Genomic DNA, 19,528 nt, shown 5'->3' with positions numbered 1-19,528 from the left:
AACCTTCTCAAGCTTGATACTTCAGTGAAGGCTGGTATCAAGAACAAACGTAAAACCTGTGGCTGGGATGAAGACTATATGATGAAAGTGCTTGGGCTGATTGATTCTTGATCATGTTTTTGCCCTGACCCCCTCCCCAGCATCAGCTCAAACATTATTTGTTAGTTAACATAACCAATATGACCAGAAGCTCTTTCTTTTGTGATATCCAGTGTATCTATTTTTCCATACTTCTTCATAATATTTCAGATTAACAAAATTCACTGACATAATTAATTAAACAGAGGTCAACCATGAACTCAGCCAATGCGATTAACCCATCGAACAACACACCTGATTTATCGTTACAAGCAGCCCGTGTAGAAAAAACTGAAAGGTCGGTCACCAGCTTTTCCCGCCGCACAGAAATTGCTGAACAAAAATCCCAACAAACCGGCATCTTTTCTTCAGACGCCTATCGATTAACGGAAGATGGCTTCTATCATTTGGACTTTAAAGAGACAGGCAACATTTTTAAAAATCTCTATCAAGCTCTTAAAAAAGAAATCACAGAACGTGATATTAAAGTCGTTTATATGATGATGGGGCCTTCTGCATCGGGAAAAACAACCTACATTGGCAACAGGCTGGCCAGGCAGCATGACAGCGCTGTTCTTGATGGAACCTACACAATGAATCGTGACCGAATGACAGCCATAACCAGGATGAAAGAGGCAAACCCGGATCTTAAGATTCATGGTGTGGTTATGATGACTCCTGCCACTGAATGCATTGAAAGAAGCAAGAAGAGATACGATGCAAATCCAGGTAAAGAGCCCAATGCCCCCGAGCACGCTATAAAAAGGATGCATGATTCCCTCCATGGCCTTGATGGTAGAAACTCTTTACCATCCCTCAAAGAGGGTTTTGCAACCGTTACCTACTGCTTCAACACTTTCAACAGAAACCTGCCAGACATAATCATAGAGTCGCCATCAGAGTCAGACGAAAAACGCTAGATGGCAATTTTCCTCTCCAGGGTCAGATCATCACGATCTGACCCATTTATTCCCCTCCTGACCAAACCAGTAGCCGTTACATTGCTCCGATCCGCTTGATTCAGGTCCGGCAGTCGCTTTGCCCATTCGTGTGGCCAGGTCATCCGCCACCTGGAGGATATCCTGTGAGTGCGCCGACAACCGCATTCCGGCAACCCCCAGCTCTTTCATCAACTCCCACTGATCAAGAATCGTGTGACAGTGGCCTGACATTGTCTGAATACCATTCAGGGTAAAGAGAGTCTCACCCTCCTGGGTCGCCAGGGGTATGCCGGCAGCACTCTTGAGACAGGCAAAGTTGCAGCTGTCCTTGGTCAAGTCCTGAGTCCGTGCCGTAAAGCATCGTGCAGAGTAGGCCAGGGGCAGATAGCCGTAGCTGAACACTTCAGTTTCCAGATCCTTCATGTCCTGGGCCCTGATCTGCCCCATGATTTCCCGGAGATGGTCACAGGAAAGCTCAACTGGCATTACCCAGCGCCTCAGCCCCAGTTCATACAACACCTTCAGGGACTCAGCACTGTAGAGGTTGACCGATGGACCGGTATAAAAAGGCACCCCCGCTTTGGACAGATAGTGAACCGCCGCCATATCATTGGCTTCAACCTGATAGTCACCGTTTTCACAAACCCGACGGATCTGGGCCAGCTCCGACTCTGCCTCAACCAGGGTCATGGTGGAAAAAACCACCTCCTTGCCTTTGTCCTGCAGCATGGAGGCAATGACAAGCCAGTCCTCCAGTTTCATTTCCCGGCGCTTTGAACACACCACTTCGCCCAGATAAACCCGGTCAACCACCGAGTCAGATACTTTTTCGTAAAACGCCAATACTTCTTCTCTGGGCCAGAAGAACAACAGAGGTCCCAGGGTAATCTCCAAGCTCATACCGTTAACCTTTCATCCTGAGTGTACGGGTTATTGCCATGGTCTGCTGTAGGCTCCCAGCGTCGTCTGGCTACCTTCCGACAACCTTGCTAGGCTGTTCATCCACTGGGCCTGAGGAGCAAAACCTTCCGGATTGGCCTGATAGCTGTCCAGAGCCTGGCGCCAGATTTTGACCACTTCAGCCACATAGGCAGGACTGCGCTGCCTTCCTTCTATCTTCACAGCCGAAATTCCGGCTTTGTGCAGCTGAGGAATTAAATCAAGGGTGTTCAGGCTGGTCGGCTCCTCAATGGCATGGCTGACTTTGCCTTCAACATTGAAACGGCCTTTGCAGAGGGTTGGGTAACCCGCCTGCTCCCGGGCACCGAAACGGTCAATCAGAAGGCCTCCCAGACGGGTTTCCATACCGGAATCCGTTGCCTGCCAGCGAACTGCAGATGCGGGGGAACAGGCTCCTGCCGTATTGGGCGACTCACCGGTCACATAGGAGGAAAGGATACAGCGCCCCTCCGCCATGATGCAGAGGCTGCCAAAGGCAAACACTTCCAGCTCAACGGGGCTCTTTGGTGCCAGCCGCTCTACCTGCTTGAGGGACAGCACTCTGGGCAGGACGGCCCGCTTAATGCCAAAATGATCATGATAAAAAGACAGGCTGCCATGATTGGTGGCCGATGCCTGGACAGAAAGGTGAAGATTCAGGTCTGGATACCGTGTACTGGCGTATTTCAACACGCTGATATCCGACGCAATCAATGCATCCACCCCATAATCCGCACAGGTATCCACGGCTCTCTGCCAGCGGTGCCAGTTACCTGCCTGGGCAAAGGTATTGACCGCAACAAACAGGCGTACCTTTTTGCCTGCAGGATTGCACCGCACATAATCCAGTGCCTTCAGGGCTTTTTTGTCGGAAAAGTTCAGGCCGGCAAAGTGCCGGGCGTTGGTTTCATCCCTGAATCCGATATAGACGGCATCAGCACCATGATCAACCGCCGCTTTCAGGGAAGGGTAATTACCGGCAGGACAAACCAGTTCCATAGAGAGTTCCGAAGCGATGAGTGAGCAACCATGGAGGGTCACCCGCTTCCATGGCTTCGAACCGGGTTTGGCTTTTCAGCAAGATCCACTGAAACTGAACAAAGAGCCTCAAACACTGGACTCCTAAAGGATCAGAAAAAGGGCAAACCACAGCCGGTTAACGTAACATTCCCCTACTAAAAGCGAGTTGACCCTTATCAACAGAACAGAAAAAACGCATAAATCACCCGAAATGGACTTCAGGAACTCTCCACAAGGTCTTAATCAGGCACTGATTGCCAGAGGCTGCAGAGGGAAAACATCCAGCGCCTGATAACGGACTCCGTCCGCTACTGGTTCACTTTTAAACAGCACCACTTCACCTGCCGTCATTCGAAAACTGGGCATATGATAAAAATGGTTATGATCTACGGGCTTTGAGCCTTTAAAACGCCCCAAAGTCACATGGGCTCGAAAACGCCGATGCTCCGGTTCAAAGCCTGACTGAACCGCTGCCCTTTCACAAAGCTCCGCAAGACGCGACAGCTCCTGTCCAGAGTGCATTTCCAGTGCCAGCACCCGTGGGTGACGGGTATTCGGGTAACAGGCAAAACAGCCCGTCATGCAGTCAAAAACCGCTTGACTGGACAACCCCTTCCTCAGGTTTTCGGCCAATGCCTCCAGCTGGTTTTGCCTGCAGTTCCCAAGAAACTTCAGCGTTATGTGCTGCTTCTGCGGTGGAACCCAGCGGAGCCCGTGGCAAAGCACATCTCCCGCCCGGTGCTGGGCTTTTTTATTCAGGGTGGCAGCCAGTTCAAGGGGCATTCTGACCGCAAGAAATGCCCTTACCGTTCCCATGTTACTGGAAATGTTACAGCTGTCGTCAATGTATGAACGCGTTCTTTTCATCGCTGGTTAACTTCAATAGGATTACCTGTTCACGTTAACCCTGTTTGACAGGGCCTGGAAAAAACCACGATCGATCTTGATTCCCATCTGCCGGACATCGGCGGGAAAAAGATGGATGCGTTGGGGTATTTTAAATCCCGCTATCATGCACCTAAGTTGCGACTTTGTATACTCCTCATCCAGGCAACCATCAACGGTCTGAACATAAGCCTCGGGCCGCTGGCCAAACTCCTGATCATTGACCGCCACCACCACCGCCTGAACCACTTCAGGCAGAGTGAGCAAAGCCTGCTCAACTTCCTCCGGATGAATGTTTTCCCCACCGGAAATCATCATATGATCCCTGCGTCCACTAACGAGAATCTGCCCATTCAGCCAGCGCCCCTGATCACCACTGTGATACCACCCCTGTTGATCCCGCAGTGAAATCAACCGGCCACGGTCATAATACCCCTGGGCCAGCGTCTCTCCCCGAACCAGAATTTCCCCCTGACCATCAATCATCACGTCCCGATAGGGCAGAACGCCACCGGAGGTAATGCCCTGCTCGGTAAAATCCGGCGAGCCCGTGCAGACCTGGGAGGCCATCTCGGTCATGCCGTAGGTAGTTAATACCCGAATCCCCTGTTTCTTAACCTTATCCACCAGCTGGGGGGATGCCAGCCCGCCACCGAGCAGGATAAACCGGACGCCTTTCCGATATAAATCAGCGCCTTGCTCAAGCAGTCGAAACAACTGGGTGTTCACCAGGGATAAATGACTGACGTCTTCCTTTTCCAGAATATCCTGAAGCGGGGTTTCTTTTGGGTACAAAACCATTGTCGCCCCCGACAGTACACATCGCATAACAATGGAAAAGCCCCCCACATGGAACAGCGGCAGAGACAGCAACCAGCTATCACCCGGCTCAAGGGGCAGAGTTGCCAATGATCCCAGAGCGCTGAAATAATGGTTTCGATAACAGTGAGCCACTGCTTTTGGGGTTCCGGTGGTTCCGGAGGTGGCTACCAGACTGAAAGTGTCGTTTTCTGCAAGGGAGACTGGAGAAGAAGGGGTCGCCCATTCACATTGTTCGACAAATGTTTGATCACAGCCTTCAATTTCCACATCAATACCCGCACTGCCCGTAACCAGGGAAGCCCCAATCCGTTGGCAGTATGCCTGGACTTGCTGATCCGGAAAGGCTGGATTGACTGGGGAAAACACCCAGCCCGCTCTCAGGCAGGCAAAGGCCAGGACAATGGTATCCAGTGGGCTTACCACCATCACCGCAAGTCGGTCTCCCCGCTTGAGCCCCCTGGCCTGATATTTATCCCGGCAGCTCTCAACCATTGCATCCAGTTGTCCGAAGGAAAATTCCTGCTCCTTCAGCCGGATCGCTGTTTTTCCAGGGGCAATGAGTGCCTGGTGCCTCAGCGGGCAGTGATGACTGTCCGGCAAGTCCGATTTCATGACGTGGAAAAAACCTCTATTGGCTGACCTGGTTCAGGTATGCGGGTCACTATACGGGTCATAATGTTGTGCTGGAAAACCCCTTCGGTATCCAGTCCGGGAAGCTCCCCTGGTGTCCAGGCAGCACTGAGCTGTTGCAGGACATGCAGTCCCAGAGAGGATTCAAAGGATGAGCTGATAATGGCTCGAACACCAGAGTGTCTGGCCTCTTGTATCAACTGCTGACAGCGTGACAGCCCTCCCGCAAGCGTTGGCTTGAGAATCAGTGCAACCAGGCCAGGCATCGCTGAAAACCGGTAATCCGGAGATTGCACCGTTTCATCCAGTGCATAGGGTATCCCCGTACACCGATAAAACTCCGGAAACTCACCCACATTGCCGGTGGGTTCTTCAATATAGGCAATCCGGCCTGCAACAGAAAAGCGTTCGAGAGAGTGACCAAGACAGAGCGCCTGCTGAAATGTCCAGCGCTGGTTGGCATCCAGCTTCAGCCTGACCGACTCAGGAAGACAATCCAGAACCCTGCAAATACGAACACTGTCTTTTTTCAGCGAACCCCTGCCAATTTTCAGTTTGAACTCTCTGGGCCAGGGCCTGTCCCATTGCTTCAGACTCTGCACAATGGCATCCGTTGCTCCCTTCAATAAAGGAGCATTCACCGGAGCGGGCTGCCATACATTCTGTTGCAACCACCAGAGTGCCGACTCTATTCCGAAAACCACAGAGGAGCTGACATTTTTCAGGGGAACCAGGCCAAGGCTGCCAGGTTCATTGCACAGCGTCTGCAACTGAGCGAAAGCCTCTTCAAGGGTTTCCTGACTGAAGTCAGGCAGGGGAGCCACCTCCCCGTAACCCACTCGATCACCCGCCCTTAATTGAACAATCAGCCCCTCCCGGGCCTCCAGCTGAGCCCCCTTCAACGGCAGGGAATGGCAGAGAGGAAGCCGGTACCGATGAATACTGGCCTGGTCGATGGTGATCATTGATCCGTGGATGCCATCTTCTCAAGGCAGAGAGCCATTATGGATTACGGCCAAAACGCGAAAAGTCGGGGTCACGCTTTTCCAGGAAGGCATCCCGCCCTTCCTGAGCCTCTTCGCTCATATAAAACAGCAGTGTGGCGTTACCCGCCAGTTCCTGTAGGCCTGTCTGCCCATCACAATCCGCATTCATGGCCGATTTCAGGCAGCGAAGCGCCAGGGGGGAGTGCTGGAGAATTTCGCGACACCATTGAACCGTCGTCTTCTCCAGCTCTTCCAGAGGCACCACCGTGTTCACCAGTCCCATGGACTCCGCCTGCTGGGCATCATACTGACGACAGAGGAACCAGATCTCACGGGCTTTTTTCTGTCCCACAATACGCGCCAGATAGCTGGCACCATAACCACCATCAAAAGAGCCGACTTTGGGGCCTGTCTGGCCGAACCGGGCATTATCCGCAGCGATGGTCAGGTCACAAACCAGGTGCAGGACATGGCCACCACCAATGGCATAACCGGCCACCATAGCCACTACGGGCTTCGGACAGGTACGAATCTGACGCTGCAGATCCAGCACATTCAAATGGTGAGTACCCTTATCATCCTTATAGCCGGAGTCACCCCGCACACTCTGGTCACCTCCGGAACAGAAAGCCAGGTCACCGGCACCGGTCAGAATCACCACTCCAACCGCTTCATCAAAGCGGGCAGACTCCAGGGCTTTCTGAATTTCCACAATGGTCTGGGGCCGGAAGGCATTGCGCTTCTCAGGGCGGTTAATGGTAATTTTGGCGATCCCTTCCGCCTGATGATAGAGAATATCCTGAAAGTCACCGGTCAGGTTTTCCCAGACGACACCGGAATCCAGCTGTTTACTCATAATCAACTCCTGTTAATTCGCGAATCCGGGCAGCCATGGCATCAGGCCGCCCTTGATGAATATTGTGTCCTGACTCCGCCATGACATGGAGCCCGTTAATACATCCGCCCTGCAGCAACGTCTGCCCAAGCCGGGAGAACTTCTGATCTTTTTCACCACAGAAATAATGCACCGGGTAACGGCTGTTGCTGAGGCAGGTCCGGTAATCCGGCTGCAAAGACAGACTGAAACTGAGCAGGGCACTGGCCAGGTGTCGCCCATTCTGCCCAGATCGCAGATCAATCAACCGATGTACGGCCTCGGGTTCAAGATCCTGAAAAACCGGCTGTTTATACCAGTCCGCCAACACATCCGCCAGGGATTCCGTCAGCAGTCGCTCAGCCCAGCATCGATCAGAATAGTAGCGATCCATTCGCTCACTGTGCTGAATCAACCCTGGATGAGCCCCTTCCAGTATCAACTGGCGGATGCGGTCTGGATACTCAGAGGCATAACTCATGGCCAGACGCCCCCCCAGGGAATAACCGAGAAGAGTGAGCTTCTTCAGCTCAATGCCTTGCTCTTTCTCTATCTGGATAAGGGTGTCTTCCAGCATCGGAGCAAAAGAGCCCAGGGTCATGGATTCCGCTACAGGCCAGTGACTTCTCCCATGACCTGGCAGATCCAGGACCACCAGAAAATGATCCTGCTCCAGAGCCTTGATCAGTGGCTGCCAGTCCCCGGTACTGCCCAGAAAACCATGGAGCAGAACCATGGCCGGTGAGCCCGGCTGGCCAAAACATTGGTAGAACAGGCTCACAGAGCTCCGGCCTGCACGACCGCCTCCCGGATGCTGTCTGCCCCTTCACCCGGAGCGGTTTTCACCTCAATAATGGCACTCTTTCCCCGCTCGCAGGCGGATTGCAGCAGCGCTTTGAATGCCTTCTTAAACGCATTACGGTCCACTGGAGCCTCATAGGTAAGGCCAAACATCCGGGCTCCGTGCTCAGCCTGAAGCCCATGGGGCATCACAAAATAATCCCGGGACTGATCTTTGGCGGTTCCCATGGGCAACAGGTTAAAAATGCCACCACCGTCGTTATTGATGACTATGACGATCACCGGCACCTTATTATTGCGTACCAGTTGCAACGAGTTCAGGTCATGGAGAAATGACGTGTCACCCACCAGTACCACCATTGGCAGCGCCTTTCCCTCCCCGGTGGCACAACCACAGGCCGTGGCGATCAACCCATCGATCCCACTGGCTCCCCGATTGGCATAAACCCGGGCGACCCGATGAGTGGAAAAAAGATCGATCAACCGAATGGGCAGACTGTTTCCTAAAAAGAGGCTACTGCCCTGGGGAATCAACTCACACAGCGCCCCTCCCAGCCAGCGTTCGGTCAACTGCTCACCGGGAAGTTGATCAACCTTCAAGCGGCTGACCAGGGAGTTACCAAGCTCGTGAAAACGGTTCACCCAGCCGTTGTTTCTCACCGGCTCAGACTTTTCAACTGCCTCAATCAGGCGCTTACACCCCGCACCGACCTCACCCACCAGTCGCAGGGTCTGGCTGTGGCCAGGATCCAGCCTTCGGCATTCGTGTCCCAGCATCAGGTGGTGGGCCCATTCATGCTGGCCTATAAAGCCATCCAGCCTTTTGGACACCAGGTGACTGCCTATCTGAAGCAACCGGTCTGCCTCTGCAAACAACTTCCGTCCTCTCTCACTGGCCAGCAAAAGATCCCCATGCTTAACCGTTTCAGGGTGACCATGAAGCTGTGACTGGACATCCACCAGCAGGGGCCAGCCCAGGGAGCGGGCCAGTTGAACCGCCGGAAGGGCATCTTCTTCCCTGTCAACCCGCCCCACCACAACCACTCCTTTGCCCGTCACAAATTCATGCCAGCATTGGGGAACGGTCAAATCGGTTGGGTCATGGAGCTGATACGCCGTATAGGGCTTATCATGGTTAAGCCATTGGCCCGCAGGGGCAAGGTACTCTCCATAGTCGACCTTGTTTTCACCGGGATAAAGAGGCTCACGAAACCGGCAGTTAATATGCAGGGGCAGCCCTTGCTGGCAGGAGCGGGCAAAGGCCTGGTCAATACTGGTTAACAGCCAGCGGCCAGCCACTGAGAGATCCGGCGTTGGCAGGTTCAGGGTGGCAGCCGGGTAACCGGAAAAAATCCCCTGTTGCTCAATCGCCTGGTTGGCCCCGCAGTCAATCAACTCTACAGGACGGTCAGCGGAAATAATCACCAGAGGCACACCGGACTGCCGGGCTTCAATGACCGCCGGAAACAGGTTGGCCACAGCGGTACCCGAAGTCGTGATCACCACAACAGGATGGCCACTGGCCCTGGCCAGACCCAGGGCAAAAAACCCCAGGCCACGTTCATCAAAGTGCGTATGGCACTGGATCGGCCGTTGATGCTCTGCGCAGGCCAGAGTCAAGGGCGCAGAACGGGAGCCCGGGGCAATACAGAAATGCCGGACACCGAGCCTCCAGAGCTCTTCAATCAGCAACCCTGACCAGAGCGCATTGATAGTGGAATAACGGGTTTCAAACGTCATGGGGTTACTGGCTGACTGCAAAATGGATTGGGTTTATTGAAAGAAAGAGACAAAGAGGGTATCCCGCAAAAGCAACCATCAACGATGCACTCGACATACTGCATCACTGCTATCTTCCGGGGTGCAGCCGCCGGACTGCAACCGGGAGAGCGTATCGCCAGCTGTTGCAATTTTGTTGTCCAGCTCCTGCCATTCGTCTCTGGCCACTGAGCCACGTACAATACCGGCTCCCGAGAAAAGGGACAAGCAGTCCGAAGTCAATCGGGCACTGCGGATGGCAACAGAGAATTCGCTGCGCTGGGTACCGAGCACACCACAGGCCCCGGCGTATAACCCTCGAGAATAAGGCTCATTGGCTTCAATGAATGCCCGGGCACTCTTCCTGGGTGTACCACCTACCGCTGGAGTGGGATGCAGAGCGGCAATCAACTGCTCATCAAATATGCCTTCTTGCAACACGCCATGGACCAGATAGCGCAGATGTTGAATGGTTTTCAGCTTCAGCACCGAGTGACAGCGATCGGTTTCCAGTGACTCACATAACGGCGACAGCTGTTGCCGAATATCATCGAGCACCAGCCGGTTCTCATGGATATTTTTCCGGTCATTCATCAACAGCACTTCGAGCTTGAAATCTTCATGGCGGTCTTTCCCCCGCCTTGAGGTTCCTGCCAGTGCCTCCGTGTTGACGATCCTGCCCTGACGTTTGATCAGCCGCTCCGGGGAGCACCCCAGAAAGACCTCACGCTTTTCAGAGTGGGAAGTAAATAAAAAATTGTAAGAACGGGGGTTGGCCTTCTGCCAGGCATCCATTAATGCCCAGGGAGACAATTGACCTTTCAGGCGGAAACGGGCCTCCCGGGACAGCACGACCTTATCCAGCTGACCGGAACCGAAATCCTGCTTATCCGAAGCAAAATGGCTACTGGCAAGATCAACCAGCCGGCACCATTGTTCACGGGTTGGCTGGAAGCCCACCGGTTCCAGATGAAAGGAGCGGTGCTCAAGAGCCTGCCTGGGAATCATTGACCTCAGCAAACCAATGGCCTGAGTCAGACTCCGTTGCCAGAGCCCTTCATTCCCGGTACAGAGGTTTACCCCGAGCACCATACCCGTTCGGCGCTGCACCAGCTCAACCGCCGGTAAAAAGACCACCCCATAACCGAACTCCGGCCACACTGACTGAGGAGAATCGGAGAAGGAAAGGTAACTGAGACATTGGCAGGCATCGGGCTCAGGAAGGCTCTCAAGCAGCTCCCGGGCACGCCGGAAAACAGGCTCTATGTCCCTGGTACAGGCGATCTTTTCCCACCAGCACCGTCCAAAAGCAGCAATTTCACATTCTCCTTCCCTGTCCCGCCAGTATGCCCTCTCTTCCAGCCTCTGGGCAGCAAGAAATCCCAGAAGATGGATGGCAGGCATCGGTTGCTCCACCCTGTACAATGGCCCCTCTGGGGCAGGAGTGTTCAAAAGGCCCATTAACTGATCCACCATCTGTGACAATGAGGCCTGTATTTTTCGGGTAAAGGCGTCCTTCAAAAAGTCATCCTGTTCTGGTGAAATCGGGCTGGAGGTCTGGTGGCTCACTGTTGAGACATCAAGAGAGGAGCAAAATTGTACGTAGATTCGACATCGCATTCAGGATCGTAATTTCCGAAAACCACCCGTCGGATGCCAGAAGCTTGAGTACCATCATCCACAGATTAATTTAAAGATGCAACTTTGCAACTGACTGCTTATCATGACGGCCTTTTCTGCACTCACCGGCGTGTTTTTTCAAATACGTCAAAGCACGCAGAGTAAAATGCTGCTCCGTTCAAAAGGTAATTCAGAGTATGGCAACCAATGGAGATTCAGCCAGAAAGTGGCTGGAAGAAAACAGGCACCAGGTGACAGAAACCCGGGTGTTGCAGATACGCAATAACCTGGAGAAGAAAATCAATGAATTGCCTGAATCGGACGTTGACGGGCTTTCTGAAGAACATCAGGGGCTGCTGGAGGCTCTTGATGTGATGGAAGCCTTCCTGCAGGAACAATCTTCTGCCAGAACAGCAACCAATGAGGTCACTGGTATTACCGGTATCGATGCTTCTCCGCTGGTTTCTGAGCCTTCCGAACCGGTACCCCAACTGGATGACACTGAGAAAAAGCGTCGTTTTCAACAGCTGCTGAAAACGGGCAAGGTGTAACCCTGCCCGGCAAGCGCCAGAAGCAAAAGTTCAGACCTTCAGCCGGTGACACTCCTCAACCACCCGGTCATAGCTCCAGTCCCCCCCACCCGGGGGGGTCACATGATGTTCAATCAACTTCTGGCACATCTGCATGGGGTTAAGCCCCTTTTTTCGCAGCCTTTCCAGAACCGATTTCAGTTCGGTATCCGCTTCATCCGGAGCATGACTTTCCCTGGCCCCTTTTTTTCTAACCGCAACTTTTACCTGTTTCATTGATCGGTTTACTCCGCTTCAGTGAGTCACTTCCATAATCTATACTCTATTCACTGACTCTGCGCGCTGTAAAGCAGGAGGTCACCATGAAGCGCCTCTATTACCTTACCCGTTCCCTCGACAGTGTCACCCGGATATCTGAGGATCTTCATCAGAAAGGTATTACCGACTGGCATTTGCATGTACTCAGTCGCAACGAGGCAGGCCTTTACCATCGTCAGGTTCACAGCACCAACCTTTTTCAGCAAAATGACATTATTCACTCCGGTGAGCAGGGTGCTCTGATCGGCGGGGTGCTTGGAATTCTGGTGGTCCTCCTGATTGAATGGTGGATGCCATTCGGAACACCTCTCCCCCTGGCCGTTCTAATCCTGATTTCCGGGGTTTTTACTCTATTTGGAGCCTGGAGCGGCGGTCTTGCGGGTATCACCCGGGAAAATTACAAAACGGAGCGTTTCCATAATGAACTGGAACAGGGCAAACACCTGATCATGGTGGATGTATCAAAACAGCAGGAAAAAGAGGTTCGTTACCAGCTCAGCCGTTATCACCCTGAGGCCTCCCTGGCCGGAGAAGACAGCACCCTGATTCAGCCTTTCAGTCTGAACTTCTGGAAGAAATACCCCCGTCACAGCTAATCCAGCAAGGGCTCATCAGGGTCATGCCTGACATCGCGCTTCAGCCTTTCCGTAAACACTTTATAGGAGGATTGCACCGAATCAGATGGCGCTTTACCCAGGTAACTGAACAGGATAATGGCTGCCAGGGAGACCATAAAGCCGGGAATAAGCTCGTACAGATCAAACCAGCCACCGCTCATGGATTTCCAGAACACCACTGTCAACCCACCCGAGACAATACCTGCCAGGGCACCCAGGGCATTCATACGCTTCCAGTACAGTGACATTAATAATGCCGGTCCAAAAGCAGCACCAAACCCGGCCCATGCATAGGCGACCATGGCCAGAACAGAAGCACCGGGATCCAGGGCAATCACGGTGGCAATCACAGCAATGACAATGACGGCAAAGCGCCCTACCATCAGCATTTCCTTTTGCGAGGCACCGGGACGAATCATATTCCGGTAGAAATCTTCTGCCACAGCGGTTGAGCAAACCAGCAGCTGTGAGTCCGCAGTACTCATAATCGCGGCTAGAATGGCGGCCAGAAGAATGCCGGCAATGACCGGATGAAAAAGCATATTGACCATCAGCATGAAAATAGCTTCAGGGTCACTGAGGGCAATCCCCTGTCGCTGGGTATAAACAACTCCGGCCAGGCCTACCAGAACGGCACCCAGCATACAGAGCCCGGTCCAGGAGACCGCAACGCGCCTGGCAAGACTCAGCTGCTCACTGGATTTAATCGCCTTGAAGCGTGCCAGAATATGAGGCTGACCAAAATAACCAAGCCCCCACCCCATCAGGGACAGGATAGTGATCACAGAGAGCGCCTCCCCCCCTGAGTCCGTAAACACCTCCAGGAACCATGGATGCAGCTCTTTGATTTCAGCAAATACAGTCTCGGATCCCCCACTGACTTCCAGAGCCGTGACCGGCACAATCAGCAGTGCTGCAGACATGAGCAAACCCTGGATCAGGTCCGTCCAGCACACCGCCAGAAACCCACCGAACAGTGTGTAGGAAACAACACTGAGCATGCCGATAATAACCGCAGTCTGATAATCAAGGCCGAAAACGGACTCAAACAGCTTTCCTCCTGCAACCAGTCCAGAACTGGTATAAAAAAGAAAAAACACCAGAATAACCGCAGCGGTCAGTGCTTGAATCAGATGCCCAGCCCCATCAAACCGCTTGGCAAAAAATTCCGGTAATGTCAGAGCGTCATCCGCAACCACACTGTAAATCCGAAGGCGCCGGGCCACCAGCAACCAGTTAAGCCAGGTTCCCCCCAGCAGCCCTGCCGCCAGCCAGATCACTTCAAGGCCACTGGCAAACGCATACCCTGGCAGCCCCAGCAGCAACCAGCCACTCATGTCTGACGCCCCGGCACTCAAAGCCGTAGACCATGGCCCCAGTGAGCGGCCGCCCAGAAAATAATCCGTAGAAGTACTGGTCTGTCGCCAGGCAACGTACCCTATTGCCAGCATGACCAGGAAATAAATCAGAAACGTTAAGGAAATTTGTATGGAATCCGCCAAAGCTGTCCCTGCCTTAATGCATGCCTTTCTTTCAAAGTTAGTTCAATTATCAGTTTAGGAATCATAAATTTTATTTTTTATAGCGTTTTTATTTAGTTCAATGAAGGGGCAGGATGTTTCCCGCTGCCTGACAATAATCTGACTATGCTTAGTCATCATTTAAACAACCCTGCCTGAGCTCTCTATAGTGGGCTCTCCATAATGGGATCTCCAGAAAAATCACCGGTATGACCACACTTAAAGACTGTGACAAGGCCTGGATTAACGTCAACCTGGCCACAATGGATGAAGGAAGGCCAGACCCATACGGCTTGCTGTATAAGCAGGCTCTGGGCATAAAAAACGGTCAAATTGCCTGTATAACCCCCATGAGTGAGATCACCGCAACCCGGCTGCCTTTTGATGTCATTGATGCTCACCATTGCTGGATGACACCCGGCCTGATTGACTGCCACACTCACCTTGTTTATGGGGGGCACCGGGCCCAGGAATTCGAGCAACAGCTTCAGGGAATCACCAGCGACATGATTAAACGTCAGGGGGGCGGAATCATGTCAACGGTCCGGGCAACCCGGGTAAGGTCCATTGAGCAACTGATCAAAGCCTCTCAGCCAAGGCTTCAGGCACTGTGCTCAGAGGGAAGTACCATGGTTGAAATCACTTCGGGTTATGGGCTGAGCCTTCAGGACGAAATCAAAATACTGACCGTCGCCCGTAAGCTGCAAAGCAAAGAAACCTGCTCTATATCGACGACGCTGCTGACGGCTTTTCTGCTTCCCCCCGAATTTGCCGGGCGATCTTCAGAGTACATTCAAATGGTCTGCTCGGAGCTGATTCCAGAGATAGCCTCCAGAAAACTGGCGGATGCCATCGGCATCAACTGGCAATCCGAAACATTCACCGACCAGCAATGCCTGAAGATTGCAGAAGCCGCCAGAGCCAGTCAACTGCCCATTAAAACACACACCCGACAAAGTTCAGCAGCCGTTTCACTGATTACGACACCTGAACAGCAGATGATTCGCCCCTGGTTTATGGGCAACCTGGACAGTGAAAAAGAGATGCAGGACATTGCCAGCTCCGGCTCGGTAGCAGTCCTGATGCCAGGTTCTTACTACCTGTTACAACGTTCTGAACGACCACCTATAGAACTTTTCCGCCAGTTCCAGATACCCATGGCCATCGCCACCAACCTGAACCCGGGAACATCACCTCTGGCCTCCATTCGCCTGATGATGAACATGGCCTGCATTCTGTTTCGTCTGGCACCCGCTGAAGCCCTCGCAGGTGTCACCCGTGAGGCAGCAAAAGCCCTGGGAAAAGGAAATGAGCTGGGTATCATAGCTCCAGGTCGAAAAGCGGATTTATGCCTCTGGGACATTGACCACCCTGCCGAACTGTCCTACCAGGTTGGTATTACCCCTTTGAAGCAACGGATCATTTCCGGAGAGGTCCTCCCTCCTGAATAAAAAGGTTGGCGCTACAGCGGTTCACTATCGATCGAGTGATTCCCCAGATATTTGTTTCGAAAACGTTTAGATTAAGTTATCCGATGAAGTGTGCCTGAGTTCGGCTGAAGGCATCTTTACGTTATTCACTCTGAATTTTTTTATACATAACCTTCCTACTTTCACCTTTCAATGACCTATCTGTTTTTCTGATAGAACCTATCTTTTCTCTCCTGCTTTTTTGAAGTCTTATGTTGCCTGTCGCTGCGATTTTCACATTGGAGTTACAAGGGTCGTGTAAGGGATTGCAACTGTGCTGCTTAGATGACACTGGAGCATAACCATGAGTGACTATGAGCGAAAAGCGGTTCCACTGGATGCCAGAAAAGGGTTCTGGCAGATAACCTCCGTGTGGGTTGGCTATGTTTTTATTCTTGTCAGTATGATGGCAGGGGCTGGTATGGCCGCAGGAATGCCATTAGAAACATTGTTCGGTGCCATTCTACTGGGGAACTTCTTTCTAGCCATTATTTCATCGCTGATGTCGATCATTGCCTATAAAACCGGTTACACCTTTGCCCTGATTTGTCGGTTCAGTTTTGGCAGCCTCGGAGCCAAAATCCCTGCCATTATGTATGCATTTATCCAATTAGGATGGTATGTCATTCAGGCGGCACTGTTTGGACACTTGATCGCTGTTTACTTTGAACTCAGCCCCTTCTTTGAAGCTCTGGCCATGATAGGTTCCTGTCTTTTCATGGGGCTGTTTGCCCTGAAAGGCATGCGATGGATGAGTGTGGTGGGACTGGTTTCAATACCAACCATGATAATGCTCTGCCTGGCGACAGCAGTCCGTTCTGTTCAGGATAGTGGTGGCTGGGCTTCTGTCACCGCATTCTCCGGTGAGGCAAGCATGAGTTTTATGACCGCCGTCGGGCTTGTTTTAGGCACATGGATTTTCGGGGCATCCACAACCGTTGCCGATTTTAACCGGTTTGCCCGGTCTGCAAAGCATGTTATTGCCGGCTGTGCCACAGGGCTGTTAATCGTTAACAGCTTTATTATTGGAGTAGGAGCCATTGTGGGGGCAGCCTCCCAACAATGGGATCTGGTTGAAATTCTCTTTGGTCTGGGCCTGGTTATTCCCGCTTTTGTTCTGCTGACCACCAATCTCTGGACCACCAATAGCGCAAACCTGTATAGCGTTGGCTTGACTCTAAGCAGTGTCTTTCCAAAATTATCAAGGCAGGCCATTATGGTTGGGATTATGATCCTTGCTTCCGTATTGTCGCTGTTTAAACCCTATGAGATTGGTGCGGTTTTTGGCATGCTCAAAGGGTTATCGATCATTGTCCCTCCGCTAACAGGCATTGTTCTTGTTGATTTCTATTATCTTTGGGGTAAGCAATACCCCGACCATATAGAGAATCTATCCTTCAAAGCGATTAATCCTTACGCCATTTTTTCCTGGTTGTTCGGTATCGGCGTTGCCCTATCCATTAACATAGGTTTTGCATCTTTGAATGCAATGTTAGGCGCAGCCATTATCTACACGCTGATAATGAAGGCCAGTCACTTGAAAATGCTGAAAAGCAATAATGAACCTCTGGTTACTCATCAAAAAATACAGGAAGCCTGATCATGTATAAACTGCTGGCGTTAGGTGGAATTATTATTCTCAGTGTTGGTTCATTCATGAGCTGCCTTGGTGTTGATGCAATGGCCAGAGCCGGTGACTTTATTCTGCTTTCGGGCTGTAGCATTTCCACATGGGGATTCTGCTACTGGCAGCCTGATAGCCAGGCTTGATCATTAAACAACTTGAAAAGGATGATAAATACCATGTTAAACGACAAAGATTTAATGCGTCATGTTATCAAAGTTGCCCAGCGCTCTGTAGCTAATGGAAACCATCCCTTTGCCTGCATCCTTGTGAGCCCTGAAGGAGAGATTCTTCTGGAAGCTGAAAACACCGTAGTGACTACGGGGGACAGGACAGGTCACTCTGAACGAAATCTGGCAACCGCCGCGTCCATGAAATACAGCGAAGAATATTTAAATCAATGCTCTATTTACATCAACGGTGAACCTTGTGCCATGTGTTCGGGAAGTATCTATTGGTCAGGTATTGGGCGGGTAGTGTATGGATTCACAGAAGAACAATTGCTTGAGTGCACAGGCAATCATCCTGAAAACCCCACCTGCAGCCTTTCCTGTGACACAGTATTAAACAGTGGCCAGCGTAAGATTGAAATTATTGGCGGGGTTTTGGCAGAAGAATGTCTTGAACCTCATTTTACTTTCTGGAAGTAGTTCCTTTATTTTCCCTGTATCATGGCTGCCTGATGTTCCTGCTGGCCTGGACTCAGGCACAATATATGGGCTCTTTGGCGAAGCGTTCCTGTAGCCAGAGCCCACCCTTACCAACACTGGAAAGGGAATTCCAAACCATATCAATGCTGACTTCCCATTGAGTATATGGATACATCTCATGCTTGATGCGTTTCAGCTCACCACTTTCAAGCCTGGCTTTCACCAGGCTATTGGGAATGGCGGCCCACCCAAGCCCCTGATTGATCATGGCAATCAAGGCTCCGTAGTTGTCACAAAACCACTGCCGTGTAGATACCAGATGTTCCTGCTTTAACAGGGAGTTTAAGGAGCGACTGTAAATAAGCTGCCGGTATTCAACCAAATCACCGGTGGTAACAACCGCCAGGGATGCAAGTGGGTGACTGTGGTGAATAACTTCAGAAATCAACATGCGTCCAATACGCTGGAACCTCAATGGCTGCTTGTATCGATCCTGACTGAGCAGTATTGCAATATTCAAACTCTGGTCAGACAGCCGAGCCATGGTTTTACTGGAAGAGGCGTGTTCAATATTGATAGAAACATCCGGGAACACCTCTGCAAACTCTTCAAAAATAGCAGACACGCTGGCATAGGGCAGAGATTCATCCAGAGCCAGATTGATGACCTCCTCTTCCTCATCAGCACTTAATCGGTAGGCATGCTCTTTGAGGCGCGTGGCATGCATCAGGGCGGCTTCAGCCTCTCTTAAAAGGGCTTTGCCTGCAGGCGTTAACTCAGGGATCCGGTGAGTACGATCAAAAAGCTCAACACCCAGGTCGATTTCCAGATTGCTGATGGCTGTGCTGATACCGGACTGGGCTTTTCCCTGGCTTCGCGCAGCTGCCGAGAAAGACCCCTTCTCTGCAACAGCAACAAACGTTCTCAGCATCTCAAAGAAGGACGACATGGTACTCTGCTTTCTTCACAGTGGACTGAGCACTATGTCTTCTTTATGGAAAAAGAGCTTTGATCTGTACCAAGGTATTGTTGTATGGCGTTTCCAGGAGTACTTAATAAAAAAGCCCGATCAGTTTCCTGATCGGGCTTTTGTATTAAGTGCCTGGCGATGACCTACTCTCACATGGGGAAACCCCACACTACCATCGGCGATCCGTCATTTCACTACTGAGTTCGGGATGGGATCAGGTGGTTCTAACGCTCTATGGTCGCCAGGCGAAACTTTAACAAGAGAAACCTATTTCTCTCGTCTGGAATCCGGTAATTAAGCTGTTTTCTTGCTTCACACTCTTGCGTATGGCTGTGTATCTCTACACTCTAAATCGCTTTGGCGTTATATGGTCAAGCCGCACGAGTCATTAGTATTGGTTAGCTCAATGCCTCACAGCACTTACACACCCAACCTATCAACGTCATAGTCTTTAACGGCTCTTCAGGGACCTCTAA

At 51.7% G+C, this 19,528-nt stretch carries 19 protein-coding genes and 2 rRNA genes; 7 read left to right on the top strand and 14 right to left on the bottom strand.

What is annotated here, in order from left to right:
* The first annotated feature begins 293 nt into the window (after positions 1-293).
* Positions 294-998: an AAA family ATPase gene (locus ACNRUY_RS21845; RefSeq protein ID WP_488113780.1), complete on the top strand. Its 705-nt coding sequence runs from the start codon at positions 294-296 to the stop codon at positions 996-998.
* 30 nt (positions 999-1,028) lie between these two features.
* On the opposite strand, the gene ACNRUY_RS21840 is transcribed toward ACNRUY_RS21845, so the two are convergent.
* From ACNRUY_RS21840 to ACNRUY_RS21800, 9 genes are all read right to left on the bottom strand, one after another.
* Positions 1,029-1,919, bottom strand: coding sequence for a U32 family peptidase (locus ACNRUY_RS21840; RefSeq protein ID WP_488113779.1), 891 nt, complete (start codon positions 1,917-1,919; stop codon positions 1,029-1,031).
* 30 nt (positions 1,920-1,949) lie between these two features.
* On the bottom strand, positions 1,950-2,957 hold the full coding sequence (gene ubiU / locus ACNRUY_RS21835) for a ubiquinone anaerobic biosynthesis protein UbiU (RefSeq protein ID WP_488113778.1): 1,008 nt from the start codon (positions 2,955-2,957) through the stop codon (positions 1,950-1,952).
* A 264-nt stretch (positions 2,958-3,221) separates the two neighbouring features.
* Positions 3,222-3,845, bottom strand: a complete 624-nt coding sequence (thpR, locus tag ACNRUY_RS21830) for an RNA 2',3'-cyclic phosphodiesterase (RefSeq protein ID WP_488113777.1) — start codon at positions 3,843-3,845, stop codon at positions 3,222-3,224.
* A gap of 21 nt (positions 3,846-3,866) precedes the next feature.
* Positions 3,867-5,297, bottom strand: coding sequence for an o-succinylbenzoate--CoA ligase (gene menE, locus ACNRUY_RS21825; protein ID WP_488113776.1), 1,431 nt, complete (start codon positions 5,295-5,297; stop codon positions 3,867-3,869).
* Positions 5,294-6,280, bottom strand: coding sequence for an o-succinylbenzoate synthase (gene menC, locus ACNRUY_RS21820; protein ID WP_488113775.1), 987 nt, complete (start codon positions 6,278-6,280; stop codon positions 5,294-5,296). The genes menE and menC overlap by 4 nt, the downstream gene beginning before the upstream one ends.
* Before the next feature lie 37 nt (positions 6,281-6,317).
* Positions 6,318-7,157, bottom strand: a complete 840-nt coding sequence (gene menB / locus ACNRUY_RS21815) for a 1,4-dihydroxy-2-naphthoyl-CoA synthase (protein WP_488113774.1) — start codon at positions 7,155-7,157, stop codon at positions 6,318-6,320.
* Positions 7,150-7,956, bottom strand: coding sequence for a 2-succinyl-6-hydroxy-2,4-cyclohexadiene-1-carboxylate synthase (gene menH / locus ACNRUY_RS21810; protein WP_488113773.1), 807 nt, complete (start codon positions 7,954-7,956; stop codon positions 7,150-7,152). Before menH ends, menB begins: the two co-directional genes overlap by 8 nt.
* Positions 7,953-9,716 carry a 2-succinyl-5-enolpyruvyl-6-hydroxy-3-cyclohexene-1-carboxylic-acid synthase gene (gene menD / locus ACNRUY_RS21805; RefSeq protein WP_488113772.1) on the bottom strand — a complete coding sequence of 588 codons (1,764 nt, stop codon included), beginning with the start codon at positions 9,714-9,716 and terminating at the stop codon, positions 7,953-7,955. The genes menH and menD overlap by 4 nt, the downstream gene beginning before the upstream one ends.
* Before the next feature lie 78 nt (positions 9,717-9,794).
* Positions 9,795-11,255 carry an isochorismate synthase gene (locus ACNRUY_RS21800; RefSeq protein WP_488113771.1) on the bottom strand — a complete coding sequence of 487 codons (1,461 nt, stop codon included), beginning with the start codon at positions 11,253-11,255 and terminating at the stop codon, positions 9,795-9,797.
* Positions 11,256-11,551: 296 nt separating this feature from the next.
* Here ACNRUY_RS21800 and ACNRUY_RS21795 point away from each other — a divergent pair, with 296 nt between their 5' ends.
* The gene (locus tag ACNRUY_RS21795; RefSeq protein ID WP_488113770.1) at positions 11,552-11,905 is read left to right on the top strand and encodes a hypothetical protein; all 354 of its coding nucleotides are present in this window, start codon (positions 11,552-11,554) and stop codon (positions 11,903-11,905) included.
* 30 nt (positions 11,906-11,935) lie between these two features.
* On the opposite strand, the gene ACNRUY_RS21790 is transcribed toward ACNRUY_RS21795, so the two are convergent.
* Positions 11,936-12,160, bottom strand: coding sequence for a hypothetical protein (locus ACNRUY_RS21790; RefSeq protein WP_488113769.1), 225 nt, complete (start codon positions 12,158-12,160; stop codon positions 11,936-11,938).
* A gap of 86 nt (positions 12,161-12,246) precedes the next feature.
* Here ACNRUY_RS21790 and ACNRUY_RS21785 point away from each other — a divergent pair, with 86 nt between their 5' ends.
* On the top strand, positions 12,247-12,798 hold the full coding sequence (locus ACNRUY_RS21785) for a hypothetical protein (protein ID WP_488113768.1): 552 nt from the start codon (positions 12,247-12,249) through the stop codon (positions 12,796-12,798).
* On the opposite strand, the gene putP is transcribed toward ACNRUY_RS21785, so the two are convergent.
* Entirely contained in the window at positions 12,795-14,321 is a 1,527-nt protein-coding gene (gene putP / locus ACNRUY_RS21780; protein ID WP_488113767.1) for a sodium/proline symporter PutP, read from the bottom strand. The two genes, ACNRUY_RS21785 and putP, sit on opposite strands and share 4 nt — an antisense overlap.
* Positions 14,322-14,548: 227 nt before the next feature.
* On the opposite strand from putP, the gene hutI reads away from it, so the two are divergent.
* The 4 genes from hutI to ACNRUY_RS21760 all read left to right on the top strand — a co-directional run bounded on the left by hutI (position 14,549) and on the right by ACNRUY_RS21760 (position 18,082).
* Positions 14,549-15,790, top strand: coding sequence for an imidazolonepropionase (gene hutI, locus ACNRUY_RS21775; RefSeq protein ID WP_488113766.1), 1,242 nt, complete (start codon positions 14,549-14,551; stop codon positions 15,788-15,790).
* A gap of 322 nt (positions 15,791-16,112) precedes the next feature.
* Positions 16,113-17,408 (top strand): cytosine permease, encoded by a 1,296-nt coding sequence (locus ACNRUY_RS21770; protein WP_488113765.1) that lies wholly within the window; start codon positions 16,113-16,115, stop codon positions 17,406-17,408.
* 2 nt (positions 17,409-17,410) lie between these two features.
* A complete protein-coding gene (locus ACNRUY_RS21765) occupies positions 17,411-17,578 on the top strand; it encodes a hypothetical protein (RefSeq protein ID WP_488113764.1) in 168 nt (55 codons plus the stop codon).
* 33 nt (positions 17,579-17,611) lie between these two features.
* A complete protein-coding gene (locus ACNRUY_RS21760) occupies positions 17,612-18,082 on the top strand; it encodes a nucleoside deaminase (RefSeq protein ID WP_488113763.1) in 471 nt (156 codons plus the stop codon).
* Positions 18,083-18,134: 52 nt separating this feature from the next.
* On the opposite strand, the gene ACNRUY_RS21755 is transcribed toward ACNRUY_RS21760, so the two are convergent.
* From ACNRUY_RS21755 to ACNRUY_RS21745, 3 genes are all read right to left on the bottom strand, one after another.
* A complete protein-coding gene (locus ACNRUY_RS21755) occupies positions 18,135-19,031 on the bottom strand; it encodes a LysR family transcriptional regulator (RefSeq protein ID WP_488113762.1) in 897 nt (298 codons plus the stop codon).
* Between the two features lie 151 nt (positions 19,032-19,182).
* Positions 19,183-19,298: ribosomal RNA gene (gene rrf, locus ACNRUY_RS21750) — 5S ribosomal RNA — on the bottom strand.
* 121 nt (positions 19,299-19,419) lie between these two features.
* Positions 19,420-19,528, bottom strand: a 23S ribosomal RNA gene (locus tag ACNRUY_RS21745); the annotation flags it as partial.

The organism is Endozoicomonas sp. Z74 (assembly GCF_057680865.1).
Note: the sequence above shows the minus strand (reverse complement) of the source record. Positions and strands in the feature narration are given on the sequence as shown.